This is a genomic window from Vibrio qingdaonensis, from assembly GCF_026191675.1.
Taxonomy (GTDB): Bacteria; Pseudomonadota; Gammaproteobacteria; order Enterobacterales; family Vibrionaceae; genus Vibrio; species Vibrio qingdaonensis.
On sequence record NZ_JAKRRY010000043.1, the window covers coordinates 23,263 to 45,485 of the forward strand.

Consider the following 22,223-nt stretch of genomic DNA (forward strand, 5'->3'; position numbering starts at 1 on the left):
AATTTTGCTACTAGTCATAAATTATTTCCCATTCTTTGTATTTAGTAGGAAGACGATCTTTGGTTCTGAATAACTCTCGAAGAGTTTTTTGAATTAGACCATCCAACTGCATAGACAAATGGGGTTCCCAGCTAGCAAGATTAAACTCCTTTTTAACTTCCCATCCTTTCTCTAGGTACGGTAAGCACAAAGGGAATAACCCCGCATTCTGGTAAGCTTTTACCAATTGTAAATACAACGTAAACTGCCCTCTTCCTGAGTTATCCAACTCGAGCTTTTGAGACAGTTCTGCTGCGTATTCACCCAGATTTGCAAGGGTGATATCCTCCATTGGCAGTGAATCATCAGTAGTCACAACAGTCGTAATAACAGCTTGACGACTAGATGTTGCAGCAACACTTGTTGACAACCACTTAAGTGTTGCTTCATCTGCAAATGGAATGGAATTTTTAAAAGAAAGGTGTTCAATACCCTCAAATCGTTGCACAAACAGTCTCACTTCCTGCTCAACGGCAGAAGCAGCTTCTTGCCATCCCAAATTGTTAAGCATCGAATAAACGAAATAATGGCCAGTTAGCCAGAAAGGTGCATCTGTCAATGTACGCTCTAGGCGCTTAATCGTATCCACGTCACTTTCTTGCATCGCTTTATCTTGATAATTTGATTGCTGATCCGTAGAGACAGCAAGACTCAATTCTGTTTGGTTATTTTGATTTTCAGGTAACCCATCAATGTCATACCAAGTCAGATGCCGATATATTCGATAAGCCAACGAGTTGCTTGGGTCAGAGTAAATCATCATTTCTGCGACTTTTTTTAACGATCGTTTTGATACAGAGGGGGACGAAAAATCCGTATCAACATCCTGCTCTCTAAACTTTGATTTAGGAGCAAGAGGCTTAGCTTTTTGTACGTCAACAACAGGCGCCTCCAATAACGGGGCGGGGTCGATTTCTTTGATATCTGAATGATGCGCTTCAGCAACCTCCGCAGTTTGCTCCGTAACTGCACCTGGTATCACTCCACTGCTTTCGGCATTATGAAGAAGTGTATTGAGCTGTGTTTTTATCTCAAAGAAATCAGCTTCAGAGTCATGGAATACATCATCAAGTTGATACTGAAGTTGCCCGATAAGAGTTAAACATTCCAAAAGCACACTTCTATCTAAAGACTGAAAAGCTAACTTATTGCCCACCAACTTAATTTGGTTATTAAGCCATTCTATCGCCCCATCTCGACCTCGTTTTCTTTTTGGATAGAGGTCAGAAGCATATCTAGTCAGGAGTTCATTAAAGAGTGTTAGCCCTAGTTCTAGTCCCACGAGATCGTGCTCTTCTACCAAGGAGCGCACTAGGTAGCAGATTGCTTTTATATCTTTACTATGATGTTCTAGAACTTCTGTCGACAACGATTTAACAGCATCCCAATCAACCGTTTCTCCAAACAAGGAACCAAACTTTTTAACTTCGGACTCCATCCTTTCATAACACGACTCATATCTGGCATCACCACCAGAAGGTGCTTGTTCAGAAATCGGCGCCAGCAATCGTTCACAATCAATTATTGACACTATTAACTCTTCCCTTCCATGCGATACTCACGAAGTGCTCTTTCAACAGCAATTGCACCTCTAGCCGGTTTAGACTGTTGATGACTGTTATCAATAGAATCTGCTGCCATACTTCTTAACACCCCAATGATTTCATTAAATTTCTTCGGAGAATTGCTTTCAAGATCACTTAAAGAATCGTACAACTTTTGCTTGGCAAACACGGACTGTTCCGTCACCGTACTAAACAGAATAAATTCACTTCTTGCTACTTTCAGATGACGCACTTTTTCAACCAGTTCAGGTGTCGAACCAAAAAATACTTGTGCAGCCTCCGCTTCTCGGATTGCTTTTGAGTAATAGCGCTGCTGGGCATTGACTTCGATAGAATTGTTTATATTTTCTAGCACCTGTTGTGGCAACACTTGGCTATAGAAATACGCTTGTGATTGATTGATAACCCACGCTGACTTCAATGCTTCATCAGCCAATTGGCTTTGCCCATTCAACACTAAATCAGCTAATTCCTGCGCTTTACTTCCAGATAATTCCGAGAGCTTCTGAGATTCGATAGAAGCCTGATTCAACCCCGTCATTGCAGATGTTAAGGCCGCATCTGCATAAGGAAACAAAGCTCCGTCACCATTGAGCCTTTCTCGCAGTACGACAAGGTCTCGTCTAACCTGGCCAAGGCTCTTAGGTAGTTTGTCTGCAACTGTCTGAGAAGACACGATCTCAATTTTGTTTTCTTCATATAAGTCCGAAAGCTTCTTTTGCTGCACTTGATACGCCTCCCGATATGGCGCGGTGCTCACGACATTCATTTCCATATCATTTAGGACGAGCTCTATCTCCCAAGGCGGAAGGGCAAGAAACGATGCGGTTTGAGCTGGTTTAATTGTCGCACTTGGAGACACCGAAGAGTGTTCAGCGTTAACAATCGATTTCCATTCCGGTTGTGCCTGCTCGTAAAGATAGCTGGCTGTTATCGCAATAACACTAAGTACTAAGCTCGCTTCAAGGAATTTAAAGCGCCCGCCTACAGTTCTATCTGAATGTCGGCGCTGCGTTAGCACTAAATCAGCATTGCGTAGATTGCTAAAGATAGGAGCGCTGGTCTTGAAGTCCATAGCATGCGTATCAATATGAGCTAATTGTTGAGCGAACGAAAACGCGGTGTAGTGATGTCCTCTTGGATTTCTGATAACTTCTCTGATCAACTTCCAAACGTGGTTTGGGATTAGAGTTGGTCGCTTGCGGCTTTTTAACTGCTTATGCCAAGCATCGCCAAAAGCAGCACCAAGAAACAGGTGCCCCGTTAATAGAGCCAGTGAATACACATCATCTGACGGCTCTGTTACGCCTGTTTCAAGATATAAAGGGGAAGCGTAACTCATACTCGCTTCCGCGTAAGGTTCGGATTCCCCGATATAACGCGCAGCACCAAAATCAATGAGTTTTACGTAATCATTGTCTGTGACAAGAATATTAGAAGGCTTAATATCGAGGTGACACACACCTCTGGTATGCATAAATTCCAAAGCACCAGCCAATTGATACACTAACCAGGCAATATGGTCGTAGCGAAACCCTTTACTTGAGTGCCGCTCCATTTTTTCTGCTAACGACTCCCCCTGAATCCATTCATACATTAGATACGGGCGCTCGAATTCACTGCCAATTTTAATAAAGTCGGCGACACTCGGATGTTGGGATATCTCTAATCTACTCGCTTCATTGAGAAGCATTTTTTGGGTTACTTCAGAGGCATCTGCATTGACAACTTTACAGCAAACCTGCTTCTCTGGATTACCCTTCTTGGCTAAGTGATAAATAGTGGTTCTACTATTTTTTGAATGCAGGGTATCAAGTACGTCAAACTGCGAAAAAAGGACATACTCAAGCTTCGGCTTATTTTTGCTTTGCGTCGCTTGCTGAACTTGTTTCTTTTTCTCAATAGCTCTTACAACCAACTGGTCAATATAGCCTTTCGCATCCCCTTGCTTATCCGACACTTTGCACTCTTTTATAAACCAAACATTATTAAGCACGAATAATAATAACTATGCTTGCCTCATTTCAACACTAGCCTTTAAAACAAACGGTAAGACTATTAGTTTAGTCATTATTACTAAAAACTTTATTAAATAGACTTTCTCTTTCACTAACCAAATATTGGCTTTTATCAATGATATTGCCAATAAAAGAAAACCTCTAACAGTCTATAGTATTATTCCCTTAAAGGGCTAGCCTGATATTAGTTGAACAAAGGCCTTCGCTTTATTCTCACCAAAAATAAGCAACGACGCGGGCTGTTTGAAATGATGCTCTCTAATTGTAAATGCAATTAACGCTAAAGATGAGCAGCAGCCCATCGTGCCCCAGAGTTCATTAATCAATTTTGGTTGGTTTGGGTTGGTAAAATACTCAGCTCTCGACCCTAATGCAAAGCCATAATCTTCCGTATGTGCTCGTAGATTGGTCATATCACTATATACTTCACCAAAACAATCCATCACTCGACTCGCTTTCTGGACTAGCCGATAGATACCTCTTCTATCGGCAGGATTATCATCTACCTCTACATAGCCTAACTGAGCTTTTGGGGTCAGCTTTAAGGTATCAATCAAATTTTTTCTACAAAGCACAATACCTGCAGCACCTTCACTAGGAATCAAGCCCCAAGGGTTCAGGTTACTCATCACTGCTTTCTTTTCTGTAAGGCTAGCCATTTGACTGACTAATGAATCTGCCGACACACACATTAAGGCATCGTATTTTTCCATTGCCTTGAGAGCATGAGTGACGACTCTCGGCCCTTCAACTTGGATTGTTTCTACGTGGGAAATATATTCATTTAGCGCACTTCCAATGATCCACTCTCGCACATGAACCGCTTCTATACCTTTAGGCAAAGCGATCAATAGTGGAATAGGATTGAGTACTCTGGGGAGTTGACGCACTAATGACTCAACAACATAGCCGAGCATTTCCTGTAACTTCTCTTCCACATTTTGGTGTTTAGTAAACTCTACCTTTGCGTAGCTGAAGCGCTCTAGACCATCTTCTGCGACTTGATGTCCAAACCTCCCCAAATCACTTCTTGCCACTTCAGTAGCAATATCAAGATTCATACCAGTCGGTGTCACGACTTCCATACCAAGGATATAGCCCCCTTTAGAGTTCAACATGGTCGCTTAGCCTTTCTTTGTAATGGTCGTGGATACCAGCAAGTGCTCTTTACCTTGACATGGAAAAGCGGCGGTATAACTAATAGAGACTGTTTTATTTTCTGTGTCGACAAAGACGGTGTAAATATCCATATCTACTCTCTGCTGCTCATCTTGAAAAGTGACTAACGCGACATACTGCTCTGATGGCATTCGGAATACCATTGTCTCATCATGACAAAAACCACTCATCACCAGCCTCTCCCCGCCCTTTAGGTACCCGTTACATTGCTGATCCTTAGGTGCACTTTGGTAAAATCTCCTATCAAAGTCCACAGGTAACATAGGCCGCCTATTTTCTTGCCAGTGCTTGTCAAACGTTCCAGCATAGGCGAGACGAGATGCAAAAAACGGCGGTATTGGGCCAAAACCTGCTACCCGAAGACTTTTACCTGTAGAGCTCCAATCTTCATTTTGGTAGAAAACACTCGGCACTCTTTGCTCAATCAGTTCTTTATTCGAACTCGCAATACCGCTTCCTAACCGGTTACGAATATCACCACCAATGGCACAAGAATAGTCGATATTTTGTTCAATAAACTCTGTTGAATGACTAATGGTTATGCTGCCACTATGCTCAATCCAGACTCGTTCACCACGAACCGCAATCGTTTTGTTGATGTGTTCATCCAGTAACACGCGACATTCATGATATAAAACTGGTTTTTTCGCGTAACTTCTTGCTCTACCGTAAATCACTACGTCAGTGTTCTGTTTATAATGCGCAAACTCATGGTCGATTTTCATTGCAGAAAAGCCTGGTTCCCCGACATAAACAGGGTCATCACAAATCTCTTCTCCGCTGGTCTCAAGCCATATGGAACCATTTAATTTCCAGGTTCTTTTTCCAACGACAACCCAGACTTCATCGCCGTTCTCATCTCTTTGGAAGCGGCCCTTGAGTGTCAAGTTCAAGGGTGACTCAATATCCCACAGCTGCATTACCGCTCCTTAACTTAAACCTTTCTGCAACAGACGGAAGTGTCTTCAAACGGCTAATATTCCACTTTTGTTGATGTAACGGCATCATCGTGTCCCAAGGAATATAGACACGAGAATGGAGGCAGACTTGTTTCCACATCCAACTTCGAAATTCATCGTCAATGGCTTGGTTCATCATCGCCGACATTGTTGATTCAAATGTAAGTTCACGCCCTAGCCGACTCGGTAGAATACGATAATGGCCGTCTTGCCCAACCCACTCATTTAGTCGGTTTAGCGCTTCTTGCCACTCAACTTCAACGCTTACTTGCCATGGCAAAATAGGTAGAGTGTCACCATAAACAACATAAAGCGCCTTTATCCATATTTCACCATCAAGTTCATCGAGGTGTATTACGTGCGCCATTACGTTTGGTACTAGTATTGAATCTCCAGAAAGCACAAAGTGAATTGGCGCTAACCTAGATGTCACCTCGAATGGAATAAACTCTTTCAACTCCAATAACTTAGCAAAAGTAATAATTCGCGGGTTAGAGATAACCTTTGCGTCAATACCATAGCATTGTCTAAACCAAGTACCGCGATCATGTTTAGTCAGCAGACGCTCAAATAGGTACTCGTTGTTGTGAGGATTAGAGTTTAACCATTCAATGCCTTCTTCCGCATTCATACACGCTAAGGCACAGTAACCAATTTCTTCGGAAATAATTTGTGACCTTAGCCAACGCTTGGTAAGACTAATACTCGCGCTTTGACGTAAAGTTAATAATTCAAAATATTGATCTCGCAATTTACATCCACCATCAATTAACTCTACAAGCGAATAATCTAAAGATTCGATGGGGGATTGAATAACTAAATACTTCGCAAACTCACAAGCCATTTCATCAAGCAGCGCCAAGCCACATAATACGTTGTCTTTAGAGTCACTAAACTCGGGCTGTAGCATCAACCAAACGTAGATTTCGACGTAATCTGCTCTAAGTTGATGTATAAAGCCTGGCTTCAGACGATAAAAAGACAAATAGACTTTTTTAATCTCCCCTATTTGCCGATCAATATTATTGAGGTAATCAATTTCACTGCTAGGAAAACCCTTCTTAAACAATCTAAACCTTTGTTTTAATAAAAAATTCAGAGATTCACTGGCCAGTATTAGCTTCTCTTTACTAAATGTAAGCCAACGCGCATTAAGGTGTGTGAGTTCATCGACTGCACGCTCCGCCTCTCGAAGAGTGTCTTCTATCCTATCTTGGAAAATTGGTTCTTTGAGCTGTTCGACACTAATTTTCTGACGCATCTTTTCATCCAGTACCGTTAATTTATAGCGATTGTGCCACCTTGAATTTTTTGTGCTTTCTGTGCTTGGGACGTGACATACTTTGCCTGTGTCGTCACGCTTCCATCTCGTGCACTGTAGCGTGTCTCCGCTTCCCCACTACGTAAGATGAGTTCCTGATCTGTATCCATCACTATTTTTGTCGCTTTTATGGCGAATTGGTCGGTACTATCCACAATTGAAAATACTATGTCTGTTACCACTGGCAAGCTGATATCTTGATTGAGAAACTCAACTCTGCACCTCAACTGATTATTGATCGCAAGTTCGAGCTCTGTTCGCCGAAATGCACGCCCTAATCGTGCTGAAATCGGTTGTAAGAACGAGTTCCCTTCAAAATCGACACGTACACTTTCACCCGACTCGTTAATCGACTTAATTGTTCCAAAACATGGAAAGCAAGCCGTAGGTTCGGTTTGCTGTTCGCTGATAATCTCACCAATTAAATATTGTTTTTCCATCATTAGTTAATCGCTACATTGCCACCTTTCACAACAACTTTATCGCTACCTTCAATCGTAATTGAAGTACCCGTTAGCCTAATTGAACCGTCGCTGTTCATAACTAACGAGGAACCACCAGTTTTCAACACAATTTTATCGCCACTGATGATCTGTGTTGCACTGTCAGCTTTATAAGAAGTATTCCCTTTTACCGACACCGTTAGGTTTCCACCTACTGTCTGATTATCGTCAGCACCAACATCTGAATTTTTCGACGCTCCTACCGTAAGGTTACTATTCTCACCTACATCTAAGTCGTCGTTTTTACCAATTTTCGTCGTTCTATTGTCGCCGATATCGAGCGCTGAGTTGTTTTTCACCGCGTGAGTTTCGTTGGCGTTATACGTCACTGAAACGTCTTGCTCTACCGTTTCGGTAAACGTGCTATTGACCTGAGTCGTTTTATGCCCGTCGATAGTTTCTTTATGGTCACCATGAATATCATTAGTTTGATGGCGTGCGACTTTCAAAAACTCATCTTGACCAATATCACGAGAGCGGTTGTTTAACACTTTCGTCGACATATCCTTTTGTGCGTGAATATGCACTTCTTCTTGGTTTGCTTCGTCCTCAAAACTCAACTCGTTGTAACCAGACCCCTTATGAGTTTGTGTACGAAACGTAGTGCGTGTTTTATTCTCTGGTAGTGAGTAAGGAGGATAGTGCAAGCCATTGTATACAGCACCAGTCACGAGAGGCCGGTCAGGGTCCCCCTCTAAAAATGTCACAACGACTTCGTGTCCTATACGAGGGAGGTAAACAGCCCCCCATGTAGGTGCCGCCATTGACTGGCTAACACGAATCCAGCAACTAGAGTGTTCGTCACTTTCACCATATCGATCCCAGTGAAATTGAACCTTAATGCGGCCAAGTTTATCGGTGTAAATTTCCTCGCCAGCTGGGCCTACAACGACTGCGGTTTGTGGACCATCAACAATCGGCGCTTCCAATTTTGGAGCACGATATTCAACACTACGCGGGATGCAAGAGAACTGATTATGGTAAGTGGTCGGTAGGCCGTTATTTTCATCTTCATGTACTTGCGGATCATGCCCACTATGCGTGACAGACAGCATGATGTAATCTTGGTTAATTGCAGAGCGAGGGTGTTCGCCAATACTAAAACTGTAGCCCGAAGCCAAACGCATGACATCACTACTCGCCTCAACCTGTTGATTGTCTACAATATGCTCCGACATCCACTCGTTAGTACGAACTTGGCCTATCATTGGGTCAACATAACGACCAGGAAAATCAAACAGTTTTAAATCTTGGTCTAAATCACCCGCACAAGCCATCTCCTGAGGAATCTTCGGCTGTTCGTAATTGTAATCTGTATAAGTAACATGGCCCGTTTTTACGCGATTGACCAACTCTAAGTCTGTTATGTGCTCACGATCAGCAGCACCTCCACCATCTGAATGGTAAACAACAGGCCCCAAATACGATGCATTCATTGGTGTACTGATCAAAGGCGCTATTGCGTCATTACTATCGATAATAACCATCGTATGATTTGAATCAGCATGCTCAAAGTAATACCACATGCCGTGTTCGGCCATCATACGTTGGACAAAATGCAAGTCAGATTCACGATATTGCAACACATACTCTTTTGGTGGGTAGTTCCCAGACAGTTCAAAACGATAGTCAGTGACTGAACCACCATCAAGTACTTCACCAATAATGTCTGACGCTGATTTTTGTTGAAATATTCGGCAATCTTGGCGTTGAGACAAAAACCATGCCTGAGGAACCAATACCAGTTGATACCTCGAAAACCGACGGCCAGAGCCTAAATATCGAACTTCATTCACTACGCCATTAAAACAACGTGCAGAAGAAATGCCTTGTCCGTAAAACGTCAATGTACCTGCTTTACGAATTAACGAGTCAAAAGTGATATCAGGATCAAGTGAAAGTAATGAGAGACTGATGTGGAAAGGCTTAGAAAGCTCATCATTAACTTGAAAGCTCTCAACTCGGAATTCATGCCCACACCCGGGCACTTCAAATTTAAACTCTACGTCATTCACCATATCTTTTACCTGATACTAATAATGGAACAAGGGCCAACAATTGTTGGCCCTGAATCTTTACACCAAAAGCAATTATGCTTCGCGTGGAGCACGCCAATCATCGTTACCAGCAGTACCACAGTTTTCGTGAGTTACTTCAATTGCACGGTAAGTCAACTTCAGAACTTCTTCTGTTACTCGATCTGCAGTTGCAGCATCTTGACAGTGATTCATGCGTGTTTGGATATCGACAAGTAGTGCGTCAATCAGCTTGATTGAGTAGTAGTGCTCTTGCTTACCTTGTACAGAAGTACGGTAGAAACGAATCACACACTCTGGAAGCTTTTCACCAGAAACTAGCGCATTGAATAGTAGTGGTGAAGAACGGTCTTGAACTTTTGTTACTACTACCGGGCGGTGGACACGTTGGCCTGTTGGCTGACCGCTTTGTGGATCACGAGGTACTGTAAGTACGTGATCAAGCTCTTGTACTAGGAACTCATCAACGTGAGCTTCTTGCCATGTATTTCCTACAGAATCTGCAGAGTACGTGTCTTTAGTAATGTGGCCTTGAGTTTCACCATTGATAGACATATATGCTGGAGTTGGCATCGATATTTCCTTTTTTAAAATTCTAGATTTGTTAATTCACCAAATCGCTTATCACCGCGACTGATTACACTAATACAATTCCCATGCCAACTTAAAAAGTAACTTAAGAACAATGACTTAAATAAAAAACCATTGTTCCACTTAATTTTTCACATACAACTTCTTGGCAGAAATAACGAAAAATTGCCTAACAAAAATAATAAATTGCTTTCACTCTGTAAAGACAAAATAACCAACAACAAAATCTAAAAATAAGTCATTCCAACTAACTATTTAGTTAATTTAACCAGTAATACAAACACTCCGATTTAATTAAAAAGCAATTAGTTATTAAAGAAACTATCGCCACCTAAAAAACACCTAATAAGTACTAGTTAAAATATCTTCGTGAAAAAACAAATATGCCAAGTTTAGTATAATCAGCGCCACTTAATACCCATAATGAATGATGTAACGATGATAAATATAAACCTTTCCTCATTAATTCAACGTCTGCACCCTATCGCTAAGGTTGCCTTAGAAGACGCAGCGGCACTCGCCGTATCAGAAAAAGCGAACGAAGTTCAAATTGAACATTATTTGTTAAGTCTCTTAGAAAGGCCTAACAGTGATTTTGACGTCCTATTAAGTCATTTTGATTGCTCAGAACACCTATTGAGACAATCTATTCGCTCAACATTAGATACTGAAGCTAAGGGCAATGGCAGTAAGCCTGTTTTTTCTGCACTATTAATCGAATGGTTACAAGAAAGTTGGCTAGTCTCATCATTAGACCTTTCAGAAACACAAATTCGTTCGGGCGCCCTTCTTCTTACTTTGGTAAGTAACCCTCTCCGTTACGGACAACATGGATATGCCTCCATTTTAGAAAGTGTTAACCCAGATAGCATTAAGCGCAATTTTACCGAGCTGACAAGCCCATCTTTAGAAGCTTTGGCTGCGACATCAGAAACCACCCAAGCACGTGAAGATGGTTCCGCACTGAGTCAATTTACGACAGATTTTACTGGTAAAGCCCGTAAAGGCGAAATCGACCCGGTATTCTGTCGTGATCAAGAGATCCGTCAGATCGTCGATATTCTTGCTCGTCGACGCAAAAACAACCCAATTGCGGTTGGCGAACCTGGTGTAGGTAAAACGGCGGTAGTTGAAGGTCTAGCGCTAAAAATCGTTCAAGGTGACGTACCAGATAACCTAAAAGGCGTAGAGCTTTACGGTCTAGATATGGGGCTACTTCAAGCAGGAGCCAGCGTAAAAGGCGAATTTGAGAAACGCCTAAATGCAGTATTAGATGAAGTAAAAAGCTCCCCAACACCAATCATCCTGTTCATAGACGAAGCTCATACACTTGTCGGAGGGGGGAACCAAGCTGGTGGCAGTGACGCGGCAAATTTACTTAAACCCGCATTAGCACGTGGTGAAGTGAAAACCATCGCAGCGACAACCTGGTCTGAATACAAAAAATACTTCGAAAAAGATCCTGCATTAGCTCGTCGCTTTCAATTAGTAAAACTGGACGAACCATCACCAGACGAAGCCGCTTTAATCATCCGTGGTCTTCGCCCTGCTTACGAACAATCACATAATGTTTATGTACGTGATGATGCCATCACCGCCGCGGCAGCATTATCAGCGCGTTACATCTCAGGTCGCCAACTTCCCGACAAAGCGATTGATGTCCTTGATACCGCTTGTGCACGCGTAAACATAAGCTTAAATGCCATACCAGCATCAGTCGAGTCACTTCAGCAGGCTCTGGCCGCGCAACAGCGCGAATTAGATGCACTCGAGCGTGACGCCCTGCAGCAAACTGGTGATAAGCACAGCCTAGCTACTATTCCAGATCTAAAACTCGTCATGGAGAGCACTCAACAACAACTTTCTGAGCAGGAAGCCCAGTGGCAAAAAGAGAAAGAACAGATAGAACAGATGATAGCCCTAAGATCTCGTCTACATAATTTGGTTTCTGCCACACCTGACACAAAAGAAGCGACAGTAGAACAAGCACAACACGTCGCCTCGCCATACGAAGAACTAGATGAAGAATCCGTTCGCATCGCCATCTCCGCATGCCAAGAGCAACTGGAAACGATTCGAGGTGGTAACCCGCTCGTTCACTTTGAAGTGGGACCAGACGAAGTCAGTCACGTTATTTCTGACTGGACCGGAATTCCGATGGGAAAAATGCTTCAAGACGAAGCTGAAACAACACTTAAACTAAAAGACAACCTCACGCAAAGTATCAAAGGTCAAGAGTTTGCAATCGAGTCGTTATCTGAAGGGCTTCAAACGGCCAAAGCAGGCCTAGGTAACCCAGATGCACCAACAGGTGTGTTCTTGCTCGTAGGCCCAAGTGGCGTGGGTAAAACGGAAACAGCACGCGCTATCGCAGACCAAATGTTTGGCGGAGAGCGTTTCATGACCACTATCAATATGTCGGAGTTCCAAGAAAAGCACACCGTATCTCGCTTGATTGGCTCTCCTCCCGGTTATGTGGGTTTTGGTGAAGGCGGCATGCTGACAGAAGCCGTACGTCAACGCCCCTACTCTGTCGTACTTCTTGACGAAGTTGAAAAAGCCGATCCTGAAGTGCTTAACTTATTCTACCAAGTCTTTGATAAGGGCACATTGAATGACGGAGAAGGTCGTACCATCGACTTTAAGAACACCCTAATAATCATGACCAGTAACCTTGCGACTCATGAAATTGAATCCTTAGTCCATCAATCTAAAGACATTGATGCCAACATAATCGCAGAAGCGATCCGTCCAACGCTAAACCAACATTTCAAACCAGCCTTATTAGCACGCATGTCAGTACTGCCATTTGTGCCTTTATCTGATGAGGCCATGACTGAGATCATCCACCACAAACTAAACAAAGTATCACAACGTCTGCAGAGCCATCATAAACTGTCTCTTAACTATCAAGAAAGCTTGGTTGAATTCGTACTGGGTAATTGTCGTCTTGCAGAAACTGGGGCACGTAACATTGACGCCGTGATCAATCGCCAATTGCTTCCTCAACTATCGACTCAATTGCTGGTCCACGACAAGGATGAATCACATACGCAAATCGAAGTATCGGTCGATGAGCAAGGAACACTAACCTATGCGTTCAGCTAACCATAGCGAACTTAGCAACGCACTACTCGCGATCAGTCAGTCTTTGGCTGATCGCAGTCAGTTGACTCAAACCCTAGATGCGGTGTTAACCGCAGCTAGGCAAATGACGTTTGCTAAGCATGGCATTATTTATGTCTTAGACCAGACCGGACAAGCGCTTATTCCAAGTACCGCTCACCATAACGACAACGTCGTTATAGGCCATCCTTGGGAGCCGCTACAGATTGATTCAGCCAGTGAAACCGACCCATTTAACTTTGCCGTTCGCAATGGGGAAGTGGTGTTAATCAATGAGTTATACAAATACAACGGTTATGACTGTGAAGGCATTTATCAAACTGAACAAGCGCTCGGCCTAAAAAGTGCAAACCTACTTGCATGGCCACTTATCGACAACAGCAAAACCATCGGCTTGTTAGTGCTACTTGACCTAAGTGTTATCGATAATGAAACAGCTCTCACCGAGTTTTGCCGTATGGCCGCGAGCAACATCCGCCATGCTGTATGGTTAGAGCAATACGGGCAGGTGATCAAAAGCTTAAGTGCGGACAATCAAGCCCTTGTCCGTGAGAACGCTCAATTAAAAAAACGCACTCAAAAAACCTATCAAGGTCCCATTGCCGAGAGCGAAGAAATGCTCAGTGTATTGAGCCGACTAGATAAAGTTCTTTCTTTACCTGTTGACGTCTTACTCCGTGGTGAAACAGGGGCAGGTAAAGAGGTGATTGCCAAATACATTCATGAAAATTCGAACCGTTCAGAGCAACCGCTTATTGTGCAAAACTGCGCAGCGATCCCCGAGCAATTGCTAGAATCCGAGTTATTTGGACATAAAAAAGGGTCCTTCACTGGTGCTGACAAAGATAAAATCGGCCTGTTTGAAGCCGCCAATCATGGCACACTGTTTCTAGATGAAATTGGCGATATGCCAATGTTGCTGCAAGCCAAACTGTTGCGTGTTTTACAAGAGCGAAAAGTACGCCCAGTTGGAGCTAACAGAGAAATTGAAGTCAACGTTCGAGTCATTGCTGCCACACACTGTAATCTGATGCAGCAAATTAAAGATGGGGGGTTCCGGGCGGATTTATTCTACCGTTTAAACGTCTTCCCTATTACCCTACCTCCACTCAGAGTACGACAGGCAGACATCATTCCACTGGCCGAACATTTTGTGCAGCACACAACCAACACCTTAGGTTTACCGCAAGCACCGGGCTTAAGTGCTAATGTACGAAAACAGCTGCTTGCTTACCCTTACCCAGGCAATGTCCGTGAGTTAAAAAACATCATTGAACGCTCTGTCCTCTTGTCAGATTTTGAGACCATCACTCACATCGAGTTTGGTGAACAAATCCCAAGCGAAGTACAACACATTGAGGTAATACAGACAACATCAGTACCAATAAGCGCTGATTCTCTCTCTGAACCGCCGGACTCCGGCGATGTCGCACTTGGCTTAAAAGAAGTCGTAAGTCAGTACGAACGTACCGTGATCATTGACTGTTTAAACGACTGTAATTGGCATACAAAGCGCGCAGCGGAGCAACTGTCATTGCCACTGAGTACACTCAATCACAAGATAAAGAAATACGATATATCGGCTGCTGGGTGATTAGGTGTTGATTGTAGTCAGTACAGGGTTGTAGAGAATAAGATAAAAAACCGCCCGGAGGCGGTTTTTTATTTGTTCAAAATAGATGCCTCAATAACGGTCGCTAAATATGGGTCTCGAATCCAAGTCATCAAACGCTCTTTGCGAGCAGCCGAATCCAGTTTTGCCCAGTTGATGTGCATATCTTTATCAACTTTATAGCTTGGATCTTCACCATCAGAAAAATAAGATAATTCATCTACATTTTTGTACTGCCTGCCCAACGACATCTCAAAGCTTCCAAGTTTGAACGGCGTTTTTTCCGCTGTATTGCGTTGTACTAGAGAGGACACCTTTAGAACTGCTTCTTGGAATCGACCAGATGTCGAAACAACGGGTCCAAATGGTCGAATCCCCTTGATTTCTTGCCCGTTCAGCGCTTTAAATGCGAACTCGAAACGAGACGCGTAGACGACCTTACCATCGAAATCTTCATCCATGTCTATGTTGGATAGAGCCTCAGAGACAAAATCTGCGTCTATATTTTTGTTAATCACATCGCTGTCATCTAGCGCCCATTTAGAACCGTCCTTCTTTAGTATCCCAATATAAGTAAGGTTACTTAGATACTCAGGACCAACGGTAGTTTCAGAGCCGAATTCGGCTTCATTATCAAAAGTGGTAGAGAGCTTTAGTGAAACTGGAACACTCTGCCATTCGAGATTTTGGCCCTGATACGACGCTTTTCTGTGCTTGCCACCAATGAGCATAACTTCCATAGCGAATGACTTATTCGAAGTCCAATCAAAGCCTTTGAGCTCATCTGCAGTAGTGAACATACTGTCCTCGTTCATAAACTGTCGTTTATTTCCGTAGTTGACCGCAATCGCACTGTGCTTAATGTCATCGATAACAGGCTTTGTCGGGCCTTTATGAACTTTACTATGTAAGACAAAATCTAGCGTTAACAAGTCTTTCTCTGACACACTATTTCCGTTCGCTATAAAGCCCGATTTAGCAGAGAGTGTGTAGTTATGGTTTGTATCAACCCCTACAGGAATCTGTCTAGGTGACGTAATAAATCGTCCGACAGTCTTGTCCACTCGTACTGGTAGCTTATAGTTGCTTCCAGATAGGGTGAACTCATAGGTCATATTTTTGAAGCCACCGCTGTTTACATATTCTTTGAGTACATCTTGTTGGGAGTCAATTTTTATCACCTGCCCAAAAATCGGACCGAGAGCAACTTTAGATAAGTAGCCGCTATAATCGACTAAGTCATGCTTGGCGATCAAAGGCTTCACTCCAGAGAAGACATCATCACCAAAGTAAAAATACGGCTCAAACTCACAACCAATAAGGACTTTGCTGTCTACTTTTTCCGCCTCAAAAAATTCGGCCAACTCACCTTTGGGGTCTACACTAAATTCCTCGTGTTTCATTGGTTTGAACATCAAATTAAACTTAGGTCCACTGGTATTAAGTAAACCATCAGTGCGCTGATAAGACATCTCACACTGAAACACATTTGACGTCATCTGTTTTAGACTTTGTTTGCCTAACACCATTTGCCACTTCAAACGGTGGAAAGGCGATAATCGCACCTTTTTATTTGCTTTTAATCGCGCCTTCTCCCACTCATCAAACGTGACCCATTTGGACTTTTCATGAGGCTCTGAGACTAATAACCGAACGAACCCTAGATCCTCTTCTGATAATTTTTTAGACTCAACATTAAACTGTGTCGCAAACTCCACCAAGCCTCGTTGTTGATCGCGATTATAGAGCTTGTCTTGCACTGGAAACGCGACATTAAACGCCCCTGAAACATCTTTCCTTTTTGGAGCAATATAGTTTGCTTTGTTACGAGTAATGATTTGTTCAGCCATTTCTTCACCGTAACTTTCAACTAATTGCTTGTGTCCCTCACGACGCATGAGCTCTTGGAGCCACAAGTTACACAAGTTTTCTTTTAACTCTGTGTTTAATATCCAGCCGTCGGTTTCGATATATCGCTGAATGTATTCATCGATAGCTAATATTCGCCACTGTTCTGTGAACGCTTGTTCGCCCTCAGCACAAGCTCTTTGAATCAAAAGCACCAAACCATTAATCGCAAGTGCACGGCGTTGATAGCGCTTAATCAACTCCTTTGCACCCGTAGCTTTTCCTAAGTGCTCAACTAACGCCTCCGAAGACGTAAAATACATCTCGGTCAATTGAGTATTAATCTCAGCCAATGAATCAATAATTTCTGTGGTTTCATGGCTAAGTTGTTCAATTGCAGATATGCTTTTTCTAACCTCGTTGTAGGAAGACAAGTAATAATCAAAGAGCGCAGAGTCTAGCAACTGGGCGCCACTCATCAGCATTTTTCCGCCTTCTTTGACAACGAAAAAGCCTCTTGCTGCCTGCCCTATTATCGGAACATAGCAAGCCATACCAACGATCATCTCGAAGATAGCTAGCTTGAGCTCTTTTGCAATTGCTTCTTCTCCCAAGTTCGCATTTAACTGAGCCAAGCGCGCTTGCTCCATAGCTTTAAAACCGAGTCGACTCGGTGGAATTCTCGCCGCAAACTCTTGTAAGTAGATTCGGACTTCAACGCGTCGGTTAATATTAAGTTCCGCGTTTTCGCGTTTGATTTCGTTGTTTGGTACCTCGACTATTGGTCGACGTTCACCAAAAAATCGAATATCACTGACTGAAGAAAAGAACTCAGCAACATGTTGCGCTCGCTGTTGCGAAAGGTTTTGGTTGTATTCTGAATCACCGTTTTGACAGGCGTGCCCTTCGATTTCAACGACGGCATTGGGAATCTTAGATAGTTCTCCATCGACGGCAGCCAAATACGACAAGTGCGGGGCTTGAACCTGATTATTATCAAAAGGAAAAACCAAGCGTAAGCCGGCACCTTTATGGTCTTTAACAAACATTGCACTGTCTTCAGCAACGTCATTAGGAATGCTGTCAGTAAACGTTACATTGTCGCCTAACTTATCTATGATTTGCTTAAGTAATAATTCCCCACTATTGAGACTTTCTTTCCAAACTGGTACCCAGTTCAGATAATCGCGTGATACCTGCTCAAAATAACTTTTCCTGAGTTTAGCTTTCTCTTCTGCTAAGCGTAATTGCTCGCTTTTGTCAGTGATCTCTTTTATCTCATAGAAGGTGTTAATTGCATTGAGCCCGGCTCCAGCAAAGGGCGACAAAAAGCTTTTGACACTGCCGTTACCTGTCAACCACGTTCTAGCAGCACTCCCCGCCACAACGTGGGCATTACCATTTCTCGCAGGTTCAATAACCTTGGTAAAGAACTTACTTTTATCAAACCCTTTCTCTTTGAGAAGCGTTTTTAAGCCCACTTGTGTTGCACGCTCAGATTCCGATGCCGCTTGGCGTAAATCTTGAAGAGTTCGGTAAGCTGCTGCGGTCGCCGATACCCCGAATGAAAACTCCAACGCAGAAATCATGGCTGGAGGTAATGCGCCCTTGTCTACTTGCCCCCAAAACGTGTTTGCTAAACTCCCAATTACATCATGTTTACTTGATGGGTTTTGATGAATATTAATACCTGCATTAACCAAACTTGGTGTAACTTTTGTGCCAACCTCCCACAGCGCAGCACTCATACTGGCAGTCGCTCCGCTATTCTCTAGGTTTTCAAGCTCCCCCATTCGGAAGGCTTGTAGAGCTTTAAACTGCGTAGGAAATTGGTATATCAAAGACTCTTCAAGTGAGATCATGTCGCCCGCAACAACCGCGATCTTACCAAACGGTGTCGTTTGGCTGAGCGTGATGTATTCTCGTAGCTCGTAGCTGACTTTGGAGATAAGTCCAACCTCATCATATTCTTTAGTTACATTAGTGGCATTTAATGCAAACTCAGGGATCTCATCAATGAGTTCAGTGTCAAAAGCCACTTCAATGGTGTACATACCATCAATAAAAACTTCCGACGCCAACGGAAACAACGCAATTGGACGATGCGAATCGCTGTTTTGATCAAGTTGTGCTTGCGTTATGGTATTTTTACCCTGCAGGTTTAGGTGCTGTCCGCTCTCCTCATCAAAACGAGTAACTTTAACAATTGCATCAGCATACTCTTGTGTTGAAAATGCTACGGCAAGAAATGAGAACGTGGGTACAATAAAGCCACGAATGGGCTTATCTTCAGGAACAGAGTCATACCATTTGTTATATGTAGCTTGCTCATCCGTTAGTGCTTGAGTGCCTGCTTCATATTTAGGCGCGAGTTGTGAGCGCTTTACTTCTGTAACAGCGTATTCCACTTTTTTTTCTAGCGAGTTCAGTGCTTGATCACCGTCATACCCCTTTAGCTTTTCTAAGATAGAGACAAGGTCTGCACACGCCTTTTTCATTGGCCGAGCATCACTCTGTGCACCAATCGCCAACTCTGTAAGCATTGACCATTCAGGAAAAGACAGCTTGTACGTCTTCTGTGCTAGTTCATGTACTGGCGAGCGCAGTGCCAAAACCTGATTGATGTTGGTTTTTTGGTTTTTCTGAATAGAATCGCCCAGTACATGTAAACGACCTAAGTCGTCTGTCGCCCAAAGGGCTGCGCTTTCCTCACCTAAGTTTTTGGCAATGGGAAGCCGTGACCTAGGGCGAATATTGCTTAATGCATCAATCACTTCCAAGTTATCAGCTGAATTCACATCGGCATAGGCGGAACCTTTTTTACCATCAACGGTAGGATACTCAACGCCAAATAAATAAATGTCTGTCGGTAAATATTTAAAGTCATTATTCATCGTTATCTACCTCCAGAAAACGCCCACCGTTAGCATCGGCGTTATAAAGAACTGGGGTTGTAGCTACTCTTCCAGAATGAATCACCTTCCATGACTGTCGACCTTTTCCGGTCAACTCATAGCGATAATCAGATCCATAGCGTTTTATGGTTATTATTGCTGCTCCAGTCTGGGTTTCTCGGCCATCATTACTAATGTTAACCACCTTATCGTAAACTTTCTTTTCCTCTCCTTCGTCAGAGAACGCAAGCCACGTTTTTTCCTCAACATTGATCAAAACTTTACGGTATGAGTTTACCGCCCATACGTACTTACCATTAGGGCTGATCGCAGTTTGTACATAAACACGTTCCTTAATCGTTTTTTCTGGCTTAAATTCGTCCTCAGGGAAAATTTTATATAGCATTTTTAAAGTCTTGGCATCGAAAACCACCACACCCAAATCACCGACATAAATGAGCTTACCGTCAACAATGACCGTAGATTCTGAAATGTCGACATCTACTTCTTCCTTGACTCCTGTCGCGAGTGTGTATTTAAAACGCTTAAAACCATCTGAGAAGTAGATGTAGCTAGAATCATCCGCCCAGACCAAATATGGCTTGGTGCGCGCACTGCCCAACTGAATGGTCTGTTGCGTTTTTAAGTCAAAAATGGCTTTTATCAGAGGCTCGCCATAACTGTATGCGTATGCCACATAACGATTATTGGGTGAACGGCTCATAACAAAGGTCTGAGGTGACGCCATACTTGGCATATCATCCGTAACTAAACGTAAATCTGTCCCATCAATTTTCACGCTCCAAATTTTGTAGCCATTTTCGTAATCATTTACGAGAGGGTCTCGAGAGCTGACATTATTCCACCAAAACTGAATTCGAGGTTTGTCATAAGAGCTCACATCAGACAAATCTTCACGGGGCCACTCTTTTGCTCGGCGAACGGCAAAGCCTGGTTTGACAGGAAGTGTGCCTGGATATTCAGGCTTGGACAGATCTTCAGAGAAAACAATAAAGTTGTGCTCACTTTGCCATTGACAGCGTGGACCCGTTACATCTTTGCGTTCGAATGACGTTGTTTCACCAACATCGTAACAAGCCTTCTGAGCGGGTTCTTTTTCTACGGATTGTGTTGTTGCAGTATTCGAAGTTTGATTACTTTCTTCACCACAGCCTGTTAGTAACATAACTGTCGAAAGAAGCGTGATACTTAACGTTGTTCGTTTCATTTTATAATAGTTCCGTGAGTTCAATGTCTTGATAAATTACTGACATTAAGACCGTTTTATATGAGCTATGAGATCGGCAATGACGGGTTAAACTGACCCTTTTAACTTCTGGCAACCAACCACTAAACACGATTTCTTTACAATACTGATCCACAAACTCAGCCTCGCGCAAAAAAATCTTTTGGCTCCATGTTTCATCAACACACGTCAGTTGGAAAAAATCATCCGGTTGATCGCACTGAGGGTTACTTTTATACGTGATTACAATGCCTTCACTTGGTGAGTTAACAACAGCGGCAGCAACACCTTGCTCGTTTTGGCTGATGATATTGTAATCTGATTTACTTGGCGCTTGAGTATCTAGATTCGGCAGCGAAATCACAGGTTCGGAGCTCGCATCAAAGTTAAGAGCAGAAGAATAATCACTGAGGTCTACTTTAACCGCTTTCTCGTTATTCCCGCTCTGTAATTCATTGAGTTGCTGAGTATTGAGTTGAGCCCGAGAATAATAAAGAGCAACATCACTTTGTACGCTGCCGTTGATTTTGTATGGAAGCCAAATATGAGGCAAAGGAACACCAAGCGGCTCTCTCTTAGTTTTACTTCCAGCCTTAAATGGACTCAACTCGGTTTGAAGTAATTCTGTGTATGTTTCGCCTTCGTTAGGCCAATCAGCGACCACTACCTCAACTTCTTCTCCAGTAAGACCAAAAACACGGGCGCAAGCGTATTCGTCCAACACACCCTCATAGACTTTTTTACCGTCTTGGTACAGCTGAAACGCTTCCCCTGACAGAAATGCTTCGGAGTCTTCATCATATAAGCTGATATCGACCGATCTTTGGGGCGAGGACTTAGTGCTTTGGTAGAGTGATAGATCGACATCAGAAAAACGTCCGTCGTTTTGAATTTGGATTTCTCGCCAAATTTCTGATTGCCAAGCGACATAAATGTAACCACGATCAATAGATATATACCCTAAATCACCCTTATGAACCGGAACCACCGGCACCAACACGTTATCCCACTCGTCCATCTGAGCTTCTTTGTTAACGGGTTGTAGGTCTTCGGCGAGCTTAAGTAAAATTGGCTGTGGCTGGTCAAAGCAAGGGATTTTGATATAAAGCGTTTTGCCTTCAGCTTCGAGATCTTTAAATGTGGCAAGGCTGCGGTATTTGTTGGCTCTATCGGCTTTCCCTACTGTTACTTTTTCGTTTTGTTCAGCCGTTTTAGCTAGAGTTAGGCACGCCGCATTACTCGACCACTGCCCCGCAAACTCCACCACTATTTTATGTTCTGGGCTG

The 22,223-nt window shown here is 43.1% G+C and carries 12 protein-coding genes and 2 pseudogenes; 3 read left to right on the forward strand and 11 right to left on the reverse strand.

Translation table 11 applies throughout. The features are described 5' to 3' along the window. Positions 1–10 precede the first annotated feature (10 nt). The 8 genes from tssA to MD535_RS21990 all read right to left on the reverse strand — a co-directional run bounded on the left by tssA (position 11) and on the right by MD535_RS21990 (position 10,193). Positions 11–1,570 (reverse strand): type VI secretion system protein TssA, encoded by a 1,560-nt coding sequence (tssA, locus tag MD535_RS21955; RefSeq protein ID WP_265677218.1) that lies wholly within the window; start codon positions 1,568–1,570, stop codon positions 11–13. Positions 1,571–1,572: 2 nt separating this feature from the next. Further along, positions 1,573–3,564 carry a serine/threonine protein kinase gene (locus MD535_RS21960; RefSeq protein ID WP_265677219.1) on the reverse strand — a complete coding sequence of 664 codons (1,992 nt, stop codon included), beginning with the start codon at positions 3,562–3,564 and terminating at the stop codon, positions 1,573–1,575. Positions 3,565–3,795: 231 nt separating this feature from the next. After that, entirely contained in the window at positions 3,796–4,740 is a 945-nt protein-coding gene (locus tag MD535_RS21965) for a hypothetical protein (protein ID WP_265677221.1), read from the reverse strand. 6 nt (positions 4,741–4,746) lie between these two features. After that, positions 4,747–5,721 (reverse strand): DUF2169 family type VI secretion system accessory protein, encoded by a 975-nt coding sequence (locus tag MD535_RS21970; protein ID WP_265677222.1) that lies wholly within the window; start codon positions 5,719–5,721, stop codon positions 4,747–4,749. Then, the gene (locus MD535_RS21975) at positions 5,702–7,021 is read right to left on the reverse strand and encodes a hypothetical protein (protein WP_265677223.1); all 1,320 of its coding nucleotides are present in this window, start codon (positions 7,019–7,021) and stop codon (positions 5,702–5,704) included. Before MD535_RS21975 ends, MD535_RS21970 begins: the two co-directional genes overlap by 20 nt. A 17-nt stretch (positions 7,022–7,038) precedes the next feature. Further along, entirely contained in the window at positions 7,039–7,524 is a 486-nt protein-coding gene (locus tag MD535_RS21980; protein ID WP_265677225.1) for a hypothetical protein, read from the reverse strand. Further along, on the reverse strand, positions 7,524–9,602 hold the full coding sequence (tssI, locus tag MD535_RS21985; protein WP_265677227.1) for a type VI secretion system Vgr family protein: 2,079 nt from the start codon (positions 9,600–9,602) through the stop codon (positions 7,524–7,526). Before tssI ends, MD535_RS21980 begins: the two co-directional genes overlap by 1 nt. Positions 9,603–9,674: 72 nt before the next feature. Next, positions 9,675–10,193 (reverse strand): Hcp family type VI secretion system effector, encoded by a 519-nt coding sequence (locus tag MD535_RS21990; protein ID WP_265677228.1) that lies wholly within the window; start codon positions 10,191–10,193, stop codon positions 9,675–9,677. Positions 10,194–10,649: 456 nt separating this feature from the next. Between MD535_RS21990 and tssH the strand changes: the two genes are divergently transcribed. From tssH to MD535_RS26355, 3 genes and pseudogenes are all read left to right on the forward strand, one after another. Further along, positions 10,650–13,319, forward strand: a complete 2,670-nt coding sequence (gene tssH / locus MD535_RS21995; protein WP_265677229.1) for a type VI secretion system ATPase TssH — start codon at positions 10,650–10,652, stop codon at positions 13,317–13,319. Continuing rightward, positions 13,306–14,680 (forward strand): annotated as a pseudogene (locus MD535_RS22000) (sigma-54-dependent Fis family transcriptional regulator); the annotation flags it as partial. The gene tssH and the pseudogene MD535_RS22000, both read left to right, overlap by 14 nt. An 86-nt stretch (positions 14,681–14,766) precedes the next feature. Then, positions 14,767–14,931, forward strand: a pseudogene (locus MD535_RS26355) (helix-turn-helix domain-containing protein); the annotation flags it as partial. Positions 14,932–14,999: 68 nt separating this feature from the next. On the opposite strand, the gene MD535_RS22005 reads toward MD535_RS26355, so the two are convergent. From MD535_RS22005 to MD535_RS22015, 3 genes are all read right to left on the reverse strand, one after another. Next, positions 15,000–19,691, reverse strand: coding sequence for an OmpA family protein (locus MD535_RS22005; RefSeq protein ID WP_265677232.1), 4,692 nt, complete (start codon positions 19,689–19,691; stop codon positions 15,000–15,002). After that, positions 19,684–20,919, reverse strand: coding sequence for a hypothetical protein (locus MD535_RS22010; RefSeq protein WP_265677235.1), 1,236 nt, complete (start codon positions 20,917–20,919; stop codon positions 19,684–19,686). The genes MD535_RS22005 and MD535_RS22010 overlap by 8 nt, the downstream gene beginning before the upstream one ends. A 1-nt stretch (position 20,920) precedes the next feature. Next, a partial coding sequence (locus MD535_RS22015) for a hypothetical protein (protein WP_265677237.1) occupies positions 20,921–22,223 on the reverse strand: 1,303 nt, incomplete at its 5' end.

Coding starts and splice junctions, on each gene's coding strand:
- tssH (WP_265677229.1), top strand. CDS start 10,650: ATGATAAATATAAACCTTTCCTCATTAATTCAACGTCTGCACCCTATC.
- MD535_RS21970 (WP_265677222.1), bottom strand. CDS start 5,721: ATGCAGCTGTGGGATATTGAGTCACCCTTGAACTTGACACTCAAGGGC.
- MD535_RS21965 (WP_265677221.1), bottom strand. CDS start 4,740: ATGTTGAACTCTAAAGGGGGCTATATCCTTGGTATGGAAGTCGTGACA.
- MD535_RS21980 (WP_265677225.1), bottom strand. CDS start 7,524: ATGATGGAAAAACAATATTTAATTGGTGAGATTATCAGCGAACAGCAA.
- MD535_RS21990 (WP_265677228.1), bottom strand. CDS start 10,193: ATGCCAACTCCAGCATATATGTCTATCAATGGTGAAACTCAAGGCCAC.
- tssI (WP_265677227.1), bottom strand. CDS start 9,602: ATGGTGAATGACGTAGAGTTTAAATTTGAAGTGCCCGGGTGTGGGCAT.
- MD535_RS22010 (WP_265677235.1), bottom strand. CDS start 20,919: ATGAAACGAACAACGTTAAGTATCACGCTTCTTTCGACAGTTATGTTA.
- MD535_RS22005 (WP_265677232.1), bottom strand. CDS start 19,691: ATGAATAATGACTTTAAATATTTACCGACAGACATTTATTTATTTGGC.
- MD535_RS21975 (WP_265677223.1), bottom strand. CDS start 7,021: ATGCGTCAGAAAATTAGTGTCGAACAGCTCAAAGAACCAATTTTCCAA.